Raw genomic sequence first — 16,596 nt, forward strand, 5'->3', positions numbered from 1 at the left:
GGCGACGATTCGGCGTCCTTCGAAGAGGACGTTGCGTGCTGCGTTGTGGTCACGGTCGTGCACGGTGGCACACTGGCCGCACGTCCACTCCCGGACGTGCAGGGGCTTGGGTCCGTCCCTGAATCCGCAGGCCGAGCAGATCTGAGAGGACGGGAAGGTCCGGTTCACCTTGGCGAAGGTGCGGCCGTGCTTGACCGCCTTGTACTCCAGCATGCCGACGAACGCGGACCATCCCGCGTCGTGCACGGACTTGGCGAGTCGGGTGCGCCCGAGGCCGGACACCGCGAGGTCTTCCACGTACACCGCTTGATTGTCGCGAATGATCTGTGTGGAAGCCTTGTGGTGCCAGTCCCGGCGCCGGTCCGCCACCCTGGCGTGCTGGCGAGCGACCTTGATACGGGCCTTGGCCCGGTTCTTCGATCCCTTCACCTTGCGGGACAGCTCCCGCTGAAGGCGCTTGAGCTTCTTCTCGGCCCGGCGCAGGAAGCGGGGGCTGTCGATCTTGCTGCCGTCGGACAGGACGGCGAAGGCGGACAGGCCCAGGTCGATACCGGACTCCGTCTCCAACTCGGGGAGGATGTCCGGCTCGGTGTCCACGACGAAGCTGAGGAAGTACCGGCCACAGCTGTCCTTGGTGACAGTCAGGGACGTGGGCGCCGCCGGAAGCCGACGGGACCACCTGGCCTTGAGATGGCCGACCTTGGCCACGTACACCGTGCCGTCTTCCTTCAGGGAGAAGGCGTTGGTGTTGAGGCGGATCGACTGCCGGGTGTCCTTCTTCGACTTGTACCGGGGCGGGCCGACCTTGTGGCCCTGTCGCTTGCCCTTGATCGAGTCGAAGAAGTTCTGGTAGGCGGTGTCCAGGTCCCGCAGGGACTGTTGCAGGACGACCGCCGACACGTCGGCGAGCCAGGCGCGTTCTTCGGTGCGCTTGGCCTGGGTGATGCGCAGTCGGGACAGATCTGCCGACTTCGGGTACGGCAGTCCTGCCGCGTGCGCTTCCTTCCGGTCGCGCAGGCAGTCGTTCCACACGACGCGGGCGCACCCGAACGCACGCGCCAGCGCACGGCGCTGGGAGGCGTCCGGGTAGGCCCGGTAGTTGTAGCGGAGCTGCATGACCACGACCCTACTTCGATTGGTCTCGTGGATCAGGAGAACGACTACAGGCGTGGCAGGCACGTTGTCTCGGCGATGCATGTGCACTTGGTCTTTGTGACCAAGTACCGGCGCGGCGTCTTCAACGACGAGATGCTGACGCGCTGCGAAGAGATCATGCGCAAGGTGTGCGAGGACTTCGAGGCGGAGCTGAAGGAGTTCAACGGCGAACGCGATCACATCCACCTCCTGGTGCACTACCCGCCCAAGGTCACCGTCTCCAAGCTGGTCAACAGCCTCAAGGGCGTTTCCGCCCGCCGGATACGGCAGGGGGTACCTCCCGGCCGAAGGCTGGGGGAGAGTTCGCCGGCCAGATCAACCGCGCCATCATGCACGGGCACCTGTGGTCGCCCTCGTACTTCTCCGCATCAGGCGGCGGAGCACCGTTGGCGATCATCCGCCAATACATCAAGCAGCAAAAACACCCGCTCCAAGGTGCACGTCAGAGCAGTCTTGAGACGCATTCATCCCCGGCGTGAACGCCGGGGCCTTCTGCAAGAGTCCCGGTAAGCGCGGCGCGGCCCGCCGCTTCCACTCAACCAGGCATCCCACCAGGGGAGTTGTCGGTAGGGCCGGACAACCGTGCAGGCCCGGCAACGGCATGGCGGCGACTTCTTCACGCACCGCACCGCATCGGTACAGGGCCTCCCTTGCCCATGCGCCGGTGTATCCGGAGCCGGACGCCGAACGCCTCGTGGGGGGCGCGCGGTTGTTCGGATCCTCCGACCGCGGTGACCTCACTGGGCATTCGATGTGCAGATTCGCTGAAGCCCGGATTCCGCTTCCTGTTCGCGACCGACCGTCGCCGTGCGATCACGAGGTGTGTCAACGGATCGCGCCGGGCCGGTGAGTTGACGGATTCCGCATGACCCGCGGGCAGTTGGCGAACGGGATTGAACGCGGCGCCCGCCTCCTGCGTACCAACAGCCGTCCAGGCGTCCCCCAACCGCCACGGACGGCGGCACGGGCCCCGTCCCCAGGAGGTCGAGAAGTTTGAGTCACAAGCGAATTCCGAAGCGCAGGGCCGCGATAGCAGCGGGCGGCGCGGTGGCGCTCGGCGCGGCGGCGATGCTGCTTCCGAACGCCAACGCCTCCCAGGACGGCGCGGCGGACGACGCCACTCCCAGGACCCTCGCGGCCGCGGACGCCTCCGGCCTTTCCGTACGGCTCGCCACGACGCTCGACGACTCCTTCGCCGGCTCCTACTACGACAGCGCCGAACGGCGGCTCGTCGTCAACGTGGCGGGCGGCGACGCCGACGCCGTCCTCCGGGCGAGGAAGGCGGGCGCGACCGTCCGCAAGGTCGGCAACAGCACCGCCGCCCTGCAGTCCGCGGCGCGGACCCTGAAGGCCGACGCCTCCATCCCCGGCACCTCCTGGGCGGTCGACCCCCGCACCAACAAGGTCGTCGTCACCGCCGACAGCACGGTCACCGGCGCCGACTGGGACAGGCTCCAGTCCACCGTCCGCGTCCTCGGCTCCGGCATGGCGACGCTGAAGAAGTCCGCCGGCACCTTCAGGACCTTCGCCGCCGGCGGCGACGCCCTCTTCGCCCGCACGCAGGGCGGCACCGTCCGCTGCTCCCTCGGCTTCAACGTCACCGCGGGCGACGGCAGCCCCGCCTTCCTGACCGCCGGGCACTGCGGCGTCGCGGCCGGGCAGTGGTCCGACTCCCAGAACGGCGCACCGGTGGCCACGGTGGACCAGGCCACCTTCCCCGGCAGCGACCTCGCCCTGGTCACGTACGACGATCCGAACACGCGGGCGCCGAGCACGGTCGACGTCGGCAACGGGCAGAGCGTCGAGATCACCGGGGCGGCCGAGGCCACCGTCGGCGCGACGGTGTTCCGCATGGGCAGCACCACCGGACTGCACAACGGCACGGTCACCGGCCTCGACGCCACCGTCAACTTCCAGAGCGAGACCGGCGGTGTCGACACCGTCACCGGCCTCATCCAGACCGACGTCTGCGCCGAGCCAGGCGACAGCGGCGGCCCCCTGTTCACCCAGGACGGCGGCGCGGTCGGCCTCACCTCGGGCGGCAGCGGCGACTGCACCCGGGGCGGCGAGACCTTCTTCCAGCCGGTCACCACCGCCCTCAGGGCGACGGGCGCGACGCTCGGCGCGAGCGACGGCGACGGTGCCGCGGCCGACGCGGGTGCCGCCGACGGTCAGCGGTCCGGCGGCGACGACCACTCCGGCGCCGGCACCCACAACCCCGGCGCGTCGTACGGCGCCGGGCGCACCCGGACCCACTGAACGGCCCACCGAACGGCCACTGAACGGCCCGCCGAGCGGCTGTCCCCTGAGCCGCTCGCCCGGGTCGCTGACCGGCTCCCCCCCCCACGCCACCGACCGGCCTGCCGGCCGGCGGCACCGGCCGGTCAGCGGATCGGTCCGGCCCTCCCCGTGAAGGGCCGGACCGATCGTCCCCCCAGAACTTCCGGAACAGAAATCCCGGAACTGTCCCAGGGGCTGCGTAACCGGCCGATACGCGCTGTAATGACCAACGTGGTCAGTGAGGGCGCTACAGCACGAAGAACGGGAACCCCGCGCGCCGAACTCGCTCTCAGGACGCTCATCTCCGCACCGGCCTCCCCCGACCGGCTGCGCCGCGTGCTGGAGCAGGCCCTGGTCTTCACCGGGGCCGCGTTCGCCGGCGTCTACGTCCGCGCCGCCACGGGCGAGGCCCTGTGCCTGTCCGAGTCGGCCGGCGTGCCCCGGACCCTGTACGGGCTGCGGGACAGCTACCGCCTGGCCGGCCGCTCCCCGGTGGCCGACGCCTGCCGCACCGGGCAGGCCGTGTGGCCGGAACCCGAGGAACTCGCCGGCTCCGCCGACTTCCGGCGGATGCCGGCCCAGGACGCCTTCTTCCTGGCCGCGCTGCCCCTGCGCGGGCCGGACGGCGGCGCGCTGCTCGCCGTCACCGGCCAACCGGCCGGCTTCGGCAGCGAGGACCGCGACACCCTCGCACTGATCGCCGAGGCCGTCGCGTGCCCCGCCGCCGCGGAGGCCGCCCAGGGCGGGGAACTGCCGCCGGACGCGTTCAGCCTCGCCATGGACAGCGGGAGAGTGGAGGTCGGCGAGCACATCCTGGACCTGTTCGGCATCGTCCGGTCCGGCTTCGACGGCAAGGTGGAGACGCTGCTCGCACGGACCGAGCCGGAGGACCTGCCGTCCCTGATGTCCGTGGTCGAGGCCGACCACATGTCCATCGGCGAGCGCGAACTGGAATTCCGCGCCCTGCGACCGGGAGGCCCGCCCAGGTGGCTGCGGCTGCGCGGACGGCTGCTGCCCGGCGGCGAGGGCCACCCGGCCCGCCTGGTCGGCACCGTCGCCGACGCCTCCGCGCCGCGCCCCGGCGTCACCGACGTCGCCCGCGTCCAGCGGCTCGCCGCCGCCCTGGCGACCGCCGGCACCGTCCGGGACGTCGGCCGGGCGGTGGTGGCCGCGCTGCGCACACCCCTGGGGGCCGACCGGATCGCCCTGGCCGAGCTGGAGAACGACCGGTTGGTCGTCACCGTCCTCGACCCGCCCGCACCTCAGGCCTGGCCCGAGCTGTGGCGCCTCCAATGGCGCACCGAGTGGCCGGACGCGCCGGTGCGGACCATGCCCACCCTGGCTGCCGCGCTGCGCGAGGGCCGCCCCCAGATCTGGCCCGCCGGGACCGCCCTCGAACCGGCCCTCGCCGACGTCGGCCCGGGCGGCCTCGCGGTCCTGCCGCTGCCCGCGGCCGGCCGCATGGCGGGCGCCTGCCTGATCGGCTGGGACCGCCCGCACGACTTCGGCCCCGACGAGCGCGCCCTGCTCACCGCCTCGGCCGGCCTGGCCGGGCAGGCCCTGCTGCGTGCCCGCGCCTTCGACGCCGAGCACGAACTCGTCGGCATGCTCCAGCGCACCCTGCTGCCCCGCCGCCTGCCGGAGCTGCCCGGTGCCGAGGCCGTGGCCCGCTATCTGCCGGCCACGGCCGGACTGGAGGTCGGCGGCGACTGGTACGACGTGATTCCGCTGCCCGACCACCACGTGGCCCTCGTCATCGGCGACGTGCAGGGCCACAACGCGGGCGCCGCCACCCTGATGGGCCAGATGCGCACCGCCCTGCGCGCCTACGCCGCCGAGGGCCACCCGCCGGACGTGGTCGTCTCGCACGCCAACCGCCTCCTGCTGGAGATGGAGACCGACCTGTTCGCCACCTGCGCCTACGTCGAGGTCGACATGGAGCAGGGCTCCGCCTGGTGCGTACGCGCCGGGCACCCTCCGCCCGTGCTGCGCCACCCCGACGGCCGTACCGAGATCGCGGAGGGCGAGGGCGGGCCCCCGCTCGGCGTACTGGCGCAGGCCGACTTCCCGATGACGCCGCTGCGCCTGCAACCCGGCACGGTGCTCGCCCTGACGACCGACGGCCTGGTCGAGTCCGCGGACACCGACATCGACGAGGGCCTGGCGCGGCTCGCCCACGGCCTGGCCGCCGCCGACCCCTCCCGTCTCGGCCCGGTCGCCGACCTCCTGCTGACCGGCGCGGGCCGCGACGACGACATCGCGCTGCTGCTGATGCGCTACGACGGCATGGCCGTACGCCCGCTCAGGGAGAGCTGGTCGGTGTGGCGGGTGCCCGAAGCCGTCCGGCACGCCCGCCGCTTCACCCGGCGCACCCTGCGCTCCTGGGGTGTCACGGAGGACACCGACGCCGTGCTGCTCGTCGTGTCCGAACTGGTCACCAACGCCCTCGTGCACACCGACGGCCAGGTCCGCCTGGACCTCACCCTCGTCGACCGGCGGCTGCGCGTGGCCGTCGCCGACGCCTCTCCCCGCACCCCGGTCAAGCCGACCAGCATCGGCTGGCAGGCCACCGGCGGCCGCGGCATCCTCCTCGTCGAGGCCGTGTCGGCGGCCTGGGGCGCCGTGCCGGCCGGCGGCGGCAAGCAGGTGTGGAGCGAACTGGTGCTGTGAGACCGCCCGCGGGCCCCGACCCGCCACACGGGTGCGCCGCGTCCCCGCCCGGCAGGTCGGGCCCGCCGCGCGTGCCGGTCGTGCTTAGGGTCCGGGCTGTGTCACACACCTTCGAAGAGCTCGTGGCCAAGCAGCGGGCGGCCGACGAGGCACACGCCCGGGTCGAGCAGCTGCGGCTGAACTACGGACCGCCCGCGCAGGCGCAGTGGACCGGAACGCAGAGCGAGACGTACGAGACGGCGTGGCGGGCCTGGCGCGACCTGGCCCGTGATCTCCAGGGCGCCCTGGGCGAGTACGCGAGCGACGAGGGCAAGCCGCGCACCGAGATCGAGGCCGACGTGGAGAGGGCCGCGCGTTCGGCGCCGGAGCCGGGCGAGGGCGGCCGGGACGAGGGCGGCGGAGCGGGGCGGACATGAGCCCCGCACGGCGCGGGCGCACGGCGCGCGGCGCCGGGGCCGGTGAGCGGCTCACCGGCTACCTGGACGCCCGGCTCCCGGTGTCCGAGGGCGGCGGCCTGATGCGCAAGGCGTTCCCCGAGCACTGGTCGTTCCTGCTCGGCGAACTCGCCCTGTACAGCCTGCTCGTGCTGGTCCTGACCGGTGTGTGGCTGACCCTGTTCTTCCAGCCGGGGATGAGCGAGATCGCCTACACGGGCTCGTACGCGCCGCTGCGCGGGGTGCTCATGTCGGAGGCGTTCGACTCCACCCTGCGCATCAGCTTCGACATCCGCGGCGGGCTGCTGCTGCGCCAGGCCCACCACTGGGCGGCGCTCGTCTTCGTCGCCGCGATCGGCGCGCACCTGCTGAGGATCTTCTTCACCGGCGCCTTCCGCAGGCCCAGGGAGATCAACTGGGTCATCGGGGTGACGCTGTTCGCCCTCGCCGTCGCCGAGGGCTTCGCGGGCTACTCCCTGCCCGACGACCTGCTCTCCGGCACCGGGCTGCGCATCGCCCAGGCGATCATGCTGTCCCTGCCGGTGATCGGCACCTACGTCAGCTTCTTCGTGTTCGGCGGCCAGTACCCCGGGCAGGTGATCATCCCCCGGCTGTACAGCCTGCACATCCTGCTGCTGCCCGGTGCCCTGATCGCGCTGGTCGTCGTGCACCTGATCCTCGTCTTCTACCTCAAGCACACCCACTGGCGGGGCCCGGGCCGCGGCAACCGCAACGTACGGGGCAAGCCGCTCTACCCCCAGTTCACCGCCTCCTCGCTGGGTCTTCAGTTCACCGTCTTCGGCGTGCTGGTCCTGCTCGCCGGGATCGCCCAGATCAACCCGGTGTGGACGTACGGCCCCTACCGGCCGGACCAGGCGTCCACGGGCTCCCAGCCGGACTGGTACGTCGGGTTCCTGGAGGGCTCGCTGCGGCTGATGCCGGCCTGGGAGACGAACGTGGCCGGGCACACGATCATGTGGAACGCCCTCCTGCCGGCGGTCGTCCTGCCGGCACTGCTGTTCGCCGTCCTGTACGCGTATCCGTTCGCCGAGCAGCGGCTGACGGGGGAGTGGCGCGAGGAACACCACCTGTGCGACCGGCCGCGGGAGCGTCCCGTGCGCACCGGCCTCGGCGTCGCCGGGATCGTCTTCTACGGCGTGCTGCTGCTGGAGGGCGGCAACGACGTCATCGCCGCCGCCTTCCGGGTCTCCGTGAACACGATCACCTGGGTGCTGCGGATCGCGTTCGTGCTGGCCCCCGTCGTCGCCTTCCTGGTCACCCGGGCCCTGTGCCACGCCCTGCTGGCCAAGGAGCGGGAGACCCTCGCACAGGGCGAGGAGACCGGCGAGGTGCGCCAGTCCGTCACCGGGGGCTACGAGAGCGGCCACCGCCCCGTCGAGTCCCGCCGCCCCGGGGCCCCGGCCGGGCCGGTCGTCACTCGCCCCGGTGCACGTACTGGAAAGCCATCCCCGCAACCCCCCGCGCGAGCACCCCGAGACCGATGAGGAACAGCCACAGCCCGTAGACCACGCCCAGCGCGCTGACCGAGAAGCCCAGCGCGGTGGTGATCGGCCAGGTGCTCTCGGGCGGGAAGAACTCCAGCGGCCCGGTGGCGTCGGCGACCTCGGCCTCACGGCGGTCCTGCGGGCGTACCCCCTTGCGCCGGTACTGGATCAGGCAGAAGAAGGAGACCAGCGCCGCCATCCCGCACGCGATGACCAGTGCCGCGGTGCCGGCCGGCTCGCCCGACCAGACGCCGTACAGGGCGGCGCTGCCACCGAAGAAGAGCGCGACGCCGCCGAAGAGCAGGGACTCCACCTTCATCGGTGTCCCTCCAGTTCCGCCCGCTGCACGATGTCGGGGTGGTGCAGGTCGAAGGCGGGGGCCTCCGAGCGGATCCGGGGCAACGCGTCGAAGTTGTGCCGCGGCGGCGGGCAGGAGGTCGCCCACTCCAGGGCGCGCCCGTACCCCCAGGGGTCGTTCACGGTGACCCTCCGTCCGTACCGCGAGGTGTGCCAGACGTTGTAGAGGAAGGGCAGGGTGGACGCGCCGAGCAGGAACGCCCCCGCCGAGGAGAGGGTGTTCAGGAGGGTGAAGCCGTCGGCGGGCAGGTAGTCGGCGTACCGGCGGGGCATCCCCTCCGCGCCGAGCCAGTGCTGCACCAGGAAGGTCAGCTGGAAGCCGGGGAACAGCAGCCAGAAATGGATTTTGCCGAGGCGTTCGTCCAGCATCTTCCCGGTCAGTTTGGGCCACCAGAAGTAGAAGCCGGCGAACATCGCGAACACCACGGTGCCGAACAGCACGTAGTGCAGGTGCGCCACGATGAAGTACGAGTCGGTCACGTGGAAGTCCAGCGGCGGCGAGGCGATCAGCACCCCGCTGAGCCCGCCCAGCAGGAACGACACCATGAAGCCGAACGACCACAGCATCGGCGTCTCGAACGACAGCGAGCCGCCCCGCATCGTCCCGATCCAGGCGAAGAACTTGATCCCGGTGGGCACCGCGATCAGGAACGACATGATCGAGAAGAACGGCAGCAGCACCGCGCCGGTGGCGAACATGTGGTGCGCCCACACCACCGCGGACAGCATGGTGATCGCGATGGTCGCCCCGATCATCGGCAGGTACCCGAACTGCGGCTTGCGGGAGAAGACCGGGATGATCTCACTGACGATCCCGAAGAACGGCAGCGCGACGATGTAGACCTCCGGGTGGCCGAAGAACCAGAACAGGTGCTGCCACAGCAGCGCCCCGCCGTTGGTCGCGTCGAAGACGTGCGCCCCGAACTTCCGGTCCGCCTCCAGGGCGAGCAGCGCGGCGGTCAGCACCGGGAAGGCGGGCAGCACCAGGACCGAGGTGAACAGCACGTTCCAGGTGAAGATCGGCATCCGGAACATCGTCATCCCGGGTGCGCGCAGGGTGATGATCGTGGTGATGAAGTTGACCGCGCCGAGCGTCGTCGACACACCCGTCACCACCAGCCCCATCACCCACAGGTCGCCGCCCGCGCCGGGGGAGTAGTACGCGCTGTTGAGCGGCGCGTAGGCGAACCAGCCGAAGGCCGCCGAGCCGCCGGGCACGAGGAAGCCCGACACGACCATGAGCCCGCCGAAGAGGTACATCCAGTACGACAGGGCGTTCAGGCGGGGGAAGGCCACGTCGGGGGCGCCGATCTGCAGCGGCATCACCGCGTTGGTGAAGCCCGCGAACATGGGCGTGGCGAAGAGCAGCATCATGATCGTGCCGTGGATCGTGAAGAGCTCGTTGTAGGTCTGCTCGTTCATGAACTGGAGGCCCGGCCGCGCGAGCTCGGCGCGCATCCCCATCGCCAGCAGACCGGCCAGCAGGAAGAAGCAGAACGCGGTGACCATGTAGAGCCTGCCGATCACCTTGTGATCGGTCGTCGAGGCCCACTCCAGCAGTTTCCGGCCGAACGGGCGGACGCGGGCGGCGGGCCGCTCGGTGGCGGATGCGGATGCTTCGGACATGTCGGTCATCGGCGGCGAGGCTACCGCCCTGCCTCGCGACCGGGCCCGCGCCACGCCCTCGTCGGCCCGGCGTGCGTCGGGGGCTGCGACGGCAGGTGACCTGGGGGCGGGTGCCGGTCGGGGTTTGTCGGGGCCGCATCCGGGGGACCCGGCCGCCTGGAGTGCGATGTCCCGGAGGGAACCGCTCCACAGCACCCGACGCGGAAGGAAGATGAGGCGTCGTGACCGCGCGCACCAGTGGGAAACACCTTGTCCGGCACCCCGAGACGGGGTGGGCGCAGGCCCGCCGTAGGCGGGAGGAGGGCGTGCGCACCTGTATTCCCGCGCGCGAGGAGCGCGGCGGCCCCCGGAAGGACCGCACGGGGGCCGAGTCGAACAGCGTCGAGTCGAACATCGTGCGGGGTGAGGACTGAGCCCCGGGCCCGAGGCGGGTGCCGGGGCGCCGGGGCCCGGGGAGGCGGTCGGGGAGGGGCGCGGCGCGGGGCGCGCCCCTGCGCCGCGTCAGCCGTGCGTCTTGGCCAGCAGTTCGAGGACCTCGGCGGTGGTGCCGGTCTCGCCCAGGCGCGGGAAGATCCGCTCCACGCTGCCCCGGTGGGCCTCGGCGTCCATGTCGCTCATGGCGTCGGTGGCCAGGGTGACGTGGTAGCCGTGCTCGTGGGCGGCGCGGGCGGTGGACTCCACGCCGATGCTGGTGGCGACGCCGGCCAGCACGATCTGCGTCACACCGCGGCGGCGCAGCTGCACGTCGAGGTCGGTGCCGTGGAAGGCGCCCCAGTTGTGCTTGGTGACGGTGATGTCGCCGGGGTGCCCCGCCAGTTCGGGAACGATCACGTCCCAGCCCTCGGGACGCGCGCCGCCGCCCGGCCGCACCGCCTCGGTGCGGCCGGGCGGGACGTCGGCGAAGTCGTCGGCGAAGGAGACCCGGACCAGCACGACGGGCAGGTTCCTGGCGCGGAACGCGTCGGCGAGCGCGACCGCGCGGGAGACCACCTCGGTGCCGGAGTGCGGGACGGTCGGCGCGGCGACGATGCCGGCCTGGAGGTCGATCACGACGAGTGCGGTGCGCGGGTCGAGTGCGGTGAGTGCCATGGGGGGCAGGCCTTTCGGGGGTGAGCTGTTCGGGGTGATGGGGTGCTTGTCAGGGCTGGATCAGCCGCTCCAGCAGGGCGAGCGCCTCGAGGAGCGTGTCCCGCTCGGCCTCGGTGTAACGGTCCTGCAGGGCCCGGGTCAGCCACTCCTCGCGGGTCTGCCGGTCGCCCGCGATGCGCTCACGGCCCCCCTCGGTCAGGGTGACGAGCTGGCGCCGCCCGTCCTCGGGGTCGGGGCTGCGCAGAATGAGCCCGTGCCGCTCCAGGGCGGCGAGCGTGGCGGCCATGGACTGCGGGCGGACCCCCTCGGCGGCGGCCAGGGCGCTGGCCGTGGCGGCGCCGTGCTTGCCGACCAGGGTGAGCGCCGACACCTGGGGCGGGGTCAGGTCCTCGTCCCGCGCGACCTCGCGGATCCGGCGCCGCAACCGGCTGAACACCACGCGCAGGTCGCGGGCGGCCCGCGCGGCGGAGACGGAGGTGCCCGGCGGTACCTCGCCGGCCTGGTGATCCATGACAGCACCGTAGGACCGCTCGAACCGAACTGTCCAGTCTGGACTGAACAGTCTTGACTGAAGATTTGTACCGCGCCGGATGTGTGCCGCGCCCCCGCGACAGCGCCCCGCAGTACGCTCACCCCGTGCGTCTGCTGCTGATGTCCGACACCCATCTGCCCAAGCGCGCCAAGGAACTGCCCGCGCGACTGCTCGCCGAACTCCCGCACGCCGACGTCGTCCTGCACGCCGGGGACTGGGTCGACAGCGCCACGCTGGACCTGCTGGAGAGCCGCAGCCGCCGCCTGATCGGCGTGTACGGCAACAACGACGGTCCCGAACTGCGCGCCCGGCTGCCCGAGGTGGCCGAGGCCGACCTGGACGGGCTGCGCCTCGGCGCCGTCCACGAGACCGGACCGGCGCAGGGCCGTGAGGCCCGCTGCGCCGCCCGCTTCCCCGACCTCGACGTCCTGGTCTTCGGCCACAGCCACATCCCCTGGGACACCACCGCGCCCTCCGGCCTGCGCCTGCTCAACCCGGGCTCGCCGACCGACCGCCGGCGCCAGCCCTACTGCACCTACATGACCGCGACCGTCACCCGCGGGCGTCTGACCGACGTGGAACTGCACCGGCTGCCGCGCCGGACCGCGTGAGGCCCCGGGACCGCGCGGCGTCGTGACCACGCAGGAGGGCAGCCCCTGAACTCAGGGGCTGCCCCGGGGTCACTCTTCCCTTTCTCGTTTCCGACTTCTCGGCGAGATCCGGGCCGCTGTGTGCGTGGCGGCGGCCCGGGCGCTGCGAGTGTGCGCTGTCACGGACCTCCTTCCCACTGGGATGTGCGGCACATGTGCTGCGGAGGCCATGCATGCCTCATCCGTTGATGGCGCGCGTACCCTTCCCGCACCACCTCACACCACCGAATCCGCAAAACCCGGCCGAAAGCCGAAACACGTCGAAACAGCAGGGCACAGTGGCAACGAGGGGCTGCTCGCGGCTCACGCGCACCCTGCGCACCGGACACGGACCGGCGACCGTCCGCTCCGGCGGCCGGCCGGTCAGGGGCGCCGGAGCCGGCGTACGCCCGCGATCAGCAGCGCCACCGCCAGGGCCACGCAGACCGCCGCGGCGGCACGCTTGGCGACCGGTACGCCGGCGGTGCGCAGCAGGTCGAGCGGCTCCGGCTCCGGCTCCGCGGACCGGGGTGCGTGCCGCGCGGGCTCCTCGCGCACCCCTGCCGGAGCGCTCCCTGCGGCACCCTCGGCGGCGCGGGGAGGAGACTCGGCGGCGCCGGGAGGCGTCTGTGCGAGGCGCTGCGAAAGACACTCGGCGAACTGCCCCACCAGCCGGTCGCCCACCTCCGCCAGCACCCCGCGCCCGAACTGCGCCGGGCGGCCGGTCACCGTCAGATCGGTCCGCACCGACACCGCCGTGCCGCCGTCACACTCCTGAAGCGTGCCCGTGACGGTGGCCCGCGCCGTGCCCTGCCCGCGCGTCTCCCGGCCGTTGGCGAGGAGGACCATGCGGTGCGCCGCCTCGTCCTGTTCCTCGAAGACCGCCGTCCCCTTGTACGTCACCATGATCGGCCCCAGCCTGACCTTGACCGAACCGGTCACGGTCCTGCCGTCGTACTCCTGCACGGAGGCCCCCGGCAGACACGGCGCCACGCGCTCGATGTCCAGGAACGCCCGCCAGGCGTCGTCGACCGGCACGGGCACGGTGAACTCGTGGTGCATCTCCATGACGTCTCCTCGTCCTCAGGCGGAGCCGGTCGCGTGGATGGCTCCGGCGGTCGCGGTCAGGGGCGCACCGGTGCCGCCCCAGCGCAGCGCGACGATCTCGGCCGCCACGGACACGGCCACCTCCTCCGGGGTGCGGGCGCCGAGGTCGAGACCCACCGGGGAGCGCAGCCGGGCGAGTTCGTCCTCCGTCAGGCCGGCGTCGATCAGCCGTTCGAGGCGGTCGTGGTGGGTACGGCGGCTGCCCATCGCGCCGACGTAGGCGGCGGGCCGGCGCAGCGCCTCCTCCAGCAGCGGCACGTCGAACTTCGGGTCGTGGGTCAGGACACAGATCACCGTGCGCTCGTCGGTGTCCGTACCGTGCAGATAGCGGTGCGGCCAGTCCACGACCACCTCAACACCCTCGGGGAAGCGTTTCGGCGTGGCGAACACCGGGCGGGCGTCGCACACCGTGACGCGGTAGCCGAGGAAGGCGCCGATGCGGGCCACCGCGGCCGCGTAGTCGATCGCGCCGAACACCAGCATCCGCGGCGGCGGCGCGAAGGACTGGAGGAACACCGTGACGGCGTCCTCGCGGCGCTCGCCGTGCGCCCCGTAGTGCCTGAGCCCGGTGGCGCCCAGGGCGAGTTCGCCGCGGGCGTCGGCGGTCACCGCCACGTCGAGGCCGGACGCGCCCAGCGTGCCCGCCACCGCCCGGGGCCACACCGTGAGCGTCGCCCCGCGCGGGGCCGGTCCGTCGACCACCGTCGCCACGGTCACCGGGTCGCCCGCCGCGACGGACGCGGCGAGCGCCCCGAAGCCCGGGTCGGACTCCTGGGTCACCCGCCTGACCAGCACGGAGATCTCACCACCGCAGGTGAGCCCCACCGCGAAGGCGTCCTCGTCGCTGTAGCCGAACGTCGCCACCCGCGGCGCGCCGCCGGCCGCGACCTCCTGGGCCAGGTCGAACACCGCCCCCTCCACGCATCCGCCGGACACGCTCCCCACCACCTCGTCGTCCGGGCCCACGGCCATCGCCGCACCGGGCTCGCGCGGCGCGCTGCGGCTGACCGTGACGACGGTGGCGAGGCCGAACGGCACCCGCGCCGCGTACCAGCGCTCCAGCACCGGAAGAATGTCCCGCACGCTCAGCTCCTCTCCCGCGGCCCCGGCACCCCGCCGGCCGCGTCCGGGCCGGCGCCCCGCACCACCGCCGCCAGACGCTCCAGGGCGGCCAGGCTGTGACCCTCGACGAAGTCGTCAACGCTGGGCAGCGCCGCCGCCATCCCCGCGGCCAGCGGCGCGTAGCCGGGGCGCGCCTTGCGGGGGTTGGACCAGACCACCCGGTGCGCGAGCCGGTGCAGGCGCCGCATCTGGGCGGCGAGCACCTGCGGGTCGCCGCGCTCCCACCCGTCGGACAGCAGCACCACGACGGCACCGCGCGCCATGCCCCGCTGGCCCCAGCGGTCGAGGAACTCCCGCAGCAGCTCGCCCAGGCGGGTGCCCCCGCGCCAGTCGGGCACGGCCTCGGCGACCGCGGCCATGGCCAGGTCCGGCTCGCGGTGCGACAGCTCCCGGGTCACCCGGGTCAGCCGGGTGCCGATGGTGAACACCTCCGTGCGCCGTCCCCGGGCGGCGGCGTGCGCGAACCGCAGCAGGGCGTCGGCGTAGGGCCCCATGGATCCGCTGACGTCGACCAGCAGCACCACCCGTCGCGGCCGCTTCGCGCGCGTGTGCCGCCGCGGCGGGGCGGGCTCGCCGCCCCGCCGCAGCAGTTCCCGCACGGTGCGGCGCGGGTCGACGTCCCCGCGCCGGGCAGGCCGTCGCCGCGCGGTGCGCCGCGGCTGCCCGCGCAGCGCGAACGCGGCGAGCAGCCGGCGCACCTGCGCGCGTTCCGCGGGGTCCAGCTCCGCCACGTCGCGGTGGCGCAGCACCTCGGCGGAGCCGGCGAGCGTCGCGGTGGGCGGCCCCTGGCGCTCCTCTCCGGGCGGGCCGGTGCGAGACCCGGCGGGCGCCTCCCGCAGCACCAGCCGCGGCGGGGGCGGGGGAGCGGTCCGGGCCGGGCGGGCCGGTGTCCCGTCGGTGCCGAAGTACGCGGCGAACACCCGTTCGTAGCGTGCCAGGTCGTCCCGGTCCCCGCACAGCGTCACCCGGCCCGCCCAGTACACGTCCGTCCGCAGTTCGGGGCGCAGGGCGTCCACCGCGCGCAGGAAGGCGTGCACCCGCTCGGCGCTCGCCGCGACCCCGGCGGCCCGCAACGCCCGGGCGAAACCCAGCAGCGCGGCATCACCCCCCGGCCCACGGCCACCGGTCCCGGTGCCCGTGCCGCGTCCCGCGCCGCCGCCTTCGTGCGCCTCGGGGTGTCCCTGCCCTCGCCCGGTCACGCCGATCACGCTCCCCGTCCCGCGAGGACCGCCGCGAAGTCCAGGGAGCGGGCCCGGTCCGTGTCCTCGCGGTACTTCAGGACCGAGCCCAGGGTGGCGACCGCCAGCTCCGCGTCCACCTCGTCCGCGCCGAGGGCGTCCAGGGCACGTGCCCAGTCCAGGGTCTCGGCCACGCCCGGCGGCTTGAGCAGGTCCTCGGCGCGCAACGCCTGCACCAGCGCGGTCACCTGCTCCGCGAGCCGGGCCGACACCTGCGGCAACCGGCGCCGGACGATGGCGAGTTCGCGGCCGAAGCCGGGATGGTCGAACCAGTGGTACAGACACCTGCGCTTCAGCGCGTCGTGCACCTCGCGGGTGCGGTTGGAGGTCAGGACGACCACCGGCGGAACCTCGGCCCGCAGCGTGCCCAGCTCCGGAATCGTCACCTGGAACTCCGACAGCACCTCCAGCAGGAACGCCTCGAACTCGTCGTCGGCCCGGTCGATCTCGTCGACCAGCAGCACCGACGGCTGGGTCTGCAGGGCCCGCAGCAGTGGCCTGGCGACCAGGAACCGCCGGTCGTACAGCTCGTGCTCCAGCCGCTCGGCGTCCCTGACCCCGGCGGCCTCGGCGGCCCGCAGATGCAGCAGCTGACGGGGGAAGTCCCAGTCGTACAGCGCCTGGGAGGCGTCGATGCCCTCATGGCACTGGAGCCGGATCAGGGGCGCGTCGAGCACCTCGGCGAGGGCGGAGGCGAGCGCCGTCTTGCCGACGCCCGCGTCGCCCTCGCAGAAGACCGGCCGGTGCAGCCGCAGCGCCAGGAAGCAGGCGACGGCGAGCCCGTCGTCGACGAGGTAGCCGGTCTGCTCCAGGCGGGAGCGCACCTGCTCGGGGCTGTCCAGGGAAGTGATC

At 73.0% G+C, this 16,596-nt stretch carries 14 protein-coding genes and 1 pseudogene; 6 read left to right on the forward strand and 9 right to left on the reverse strand.

Going from position 1 to position 16,596, the window contains the following annotated elements; genetic code table 11:
• A partial coding sequence (locus tag ACTYVM_RS30835; protein ID WP_445529122.1) for an RNA-guided endonuclease InsQ/TnpB family protein occupies positions 1 to 1,116 on the reverse strand: 1,116 nt, incomplete at its 3' end.
• A gap of 75 nt (positions 1,117 to 1,191) precedes the next feature.
• Between ACTYVM_RS30835 and tnpA the strand changes: the two are divergent.
• The 5 genes and pseudogenes from tnpA (at position 1,192) to qcrB (ending at position 8,044) form a co-directional block, all read left to right on the forward strand.
• Positions 1,192 to 1,634: pseudogene (gene tnpA / locus ACTYVM_RS30840) on the forward strand (IS200/IS605 family transposase).
• Positions 1,635 to 2,148: 514 nt separating this feature from the next.
• Positions 2,149 to 3,414 (forward strand): S1 family peptidase, encoded by a 1,266-nt coding sequence (locus ACTYVM_RS30845; protein WP_445529123.1) that lies wholly within the window; start codon positions 2,149 to 2,151, stop codon positions 3,412 to 3,414.
• A gap of 243 nt (positions 3,415 to 3,657) precedes the next feature.
• The gene (locus ACTYVM_RS30850; protein ID WP_445529124.1) at positions 3,658 to 6,105 is read left to right on the forward strand and encodes a SpoIIE family protein phosphatase; all 2,448 of its coding nucleotides are present in this window, start codon (positions 3,658 to 3,660) and stop codon (positions 6,103 to 6,105) included.
• Between the two features lie 98 nt (positions 6,106 to 6,203).
• Positions 6,204 to 6,521 carry a hypothetical protein gene (locus ACTYVM_RS30855; RefSeq protein WP_445529125.1) on the forward strand — a complete coding sequence of 106 codons (318 nt, stop codon included), beginning with the start codon at positions 6,204 to 6,206 and terminating at the stop codon, positions 6,519 to 6,521.
• Positions 6,518 to 8,044 carry a cytochrome bc1 complex cytochrome b subunit gene (gene qcrB, locus ACTYVM_RS30860; RefSeq protein WP_445529126.1) on the forward strand — a complete coding sequence of 509 codons (1,527 nt, stop codon included), beginning with the start codon at positions 6,518 to 6,520 and terminating at the stop codon, positions 8,042 to 8,044. The genes ACTYVM_RS30855 and qcrB overlap by 4 nt, the downstream gene beginning before the upstream one ends.
• Here qcrB and ctaF read toward each other — a convergent pair.
• The 4 genes from ctaF to ACTYVM_RS30880 form a co-directional block, all read right to left on the reverse strand.
• Positions 7,974 to 8,363, reverse strand: a complete 390-nt coding sequence (gene ctaF, locus ACTYVM_RS30865; protein ID WP_445529127.1) for an aa3-type cytochrome oxidase subunit IV — start codon at positions 8,361 to 8,363, stop codon at positions 7,974 to 7,976. The two genes, qcrB and ctaF, sit on opposite strands and share 71 nt — an antisense overlap.
• Entirely contained in the window at positions 8,360 to 10,036 is a 1,677-nt protein-coding gene (ctaD, locus tag ACTYVM_RS30870; RefSeq protein ID WP_445529128.1) for an aa3-type cytochrome oxidase subunit I, read from the reverse strand. Before ctaD ends, ctaF begins: the two co-directional genes overlap by 4 nt.
• Positions 10,037 to 10,528: 492 nt before the next feature.
• Positions 10,529 to 11,116 (reverse strand): hydrolase, encoded by a 588-nt coding sequence (locus tag ACTYVM_RS30875; RefSeq protein WP_445529129.1) that lies wholly within the window; start codon positions 11,114 to 11,116, stop codon positions 10,529 to 10,531.
• A 49-nt stretch (positions 11,117 to 11,165) separates the two neighbouring features.
• Positions 11,166 to 11,627 carry a MarR family winged helix-turn-helix transcriptional regulator gene (locus ACTYVM_RS30880; protein WP_445529130.1) on the reverse strand — a complete coding sequence of 154 codons (462 nt, stop codon included), beginning with the start codon at positions 11,625 to 11,627 and terminating at the stop codon, positions 11,166 to 11,168.
• 125 nt (positions 11,628 to 11,752) lie between these two features.
• On the opposite strand from ACTYVM_RS30880, the gene ACTYVM_RS30885 reads away from it, so the two are divergent.
• Positions 11,753 to 12,259, forward strand: a complete 507-nt coding sequence (locus ACTYVM_RS30885; protein ID WP_445529131.1) for a metallophosphoesterase family protein — start codon at positions 11,753 to 11,755, stop codon at positions 12,257 to 12,259.
• Positions 12,260 to 12,661: 402 nt separating this feature from the next.
• Here ACTYVM_RS30885 and ACTYVM_RS30890 read toward each other — a convergent pair whose 3' ends face one another.
• The 4 genes from ACTYVM_RS30890 to ACTYVM_RS30905 are packed head-to-tail and all read right to left on the reverse strand — an operon-like array spanning position 12,662 to position 16,595.
• Positions 12,662 to 13,345 carry an SRPBCC family protein gene (locus ACTYVM_RS30890; protein ID WP_445529132.1) on the reverse strand — a complete coding sequence of 228 codons (684 nt, stop codon included), beginning with the start codon at positions 13,343 to 13,345 and terminating at the stop codon, positions 12,662 to 12,664.
• Positions 13,346 to 13,360: 15 nt separating this feature from the next.
• Positions 13,361 to 14,467: an XdhC family protein gene (locus ACTYVM_RS30895; RefSeq protein WP_445529133.1), complete on the reverse strand. Its 1,107-nt coding sequence runs from the start codon at positions 14,465 to 14,467 to the stop codon at positions 13,361 to 13,363.
• Between the two features lie 2 nt (positions 14,468 to 14,469).
• Complete coding sequence (locus tag ACTYVM_RS30900; RefSeq protein WP_445529199.1) at positions 14,470 to 15,711, reverse strand: vWA domain-containing protein; 1,242 nt, start codon at positions 15,709 to 15,711, stop codon at positions 14,470 to 14,472.
• Positions 15,711 to 16,595, reverse strand: a complete 885-nt coding sequence (locus ACTYVM_RS30905; RefSeq protein ID WP_400028684.1) for an AAA family ATPase — start codon at positions 16,593 to 16,595, stop codon at positions 15,711 to 15,713. Before ACTYVM_RS30905 ends, ACTYVM_RS30900 begins: the two co-directional genes overlap by 1 nt.
• Between the last annotated feature and the right edge of the window lies 1 nt (position 16,596).

Source organism: Streptomyces cyslabdanicus, assembly GCF_052663305.1.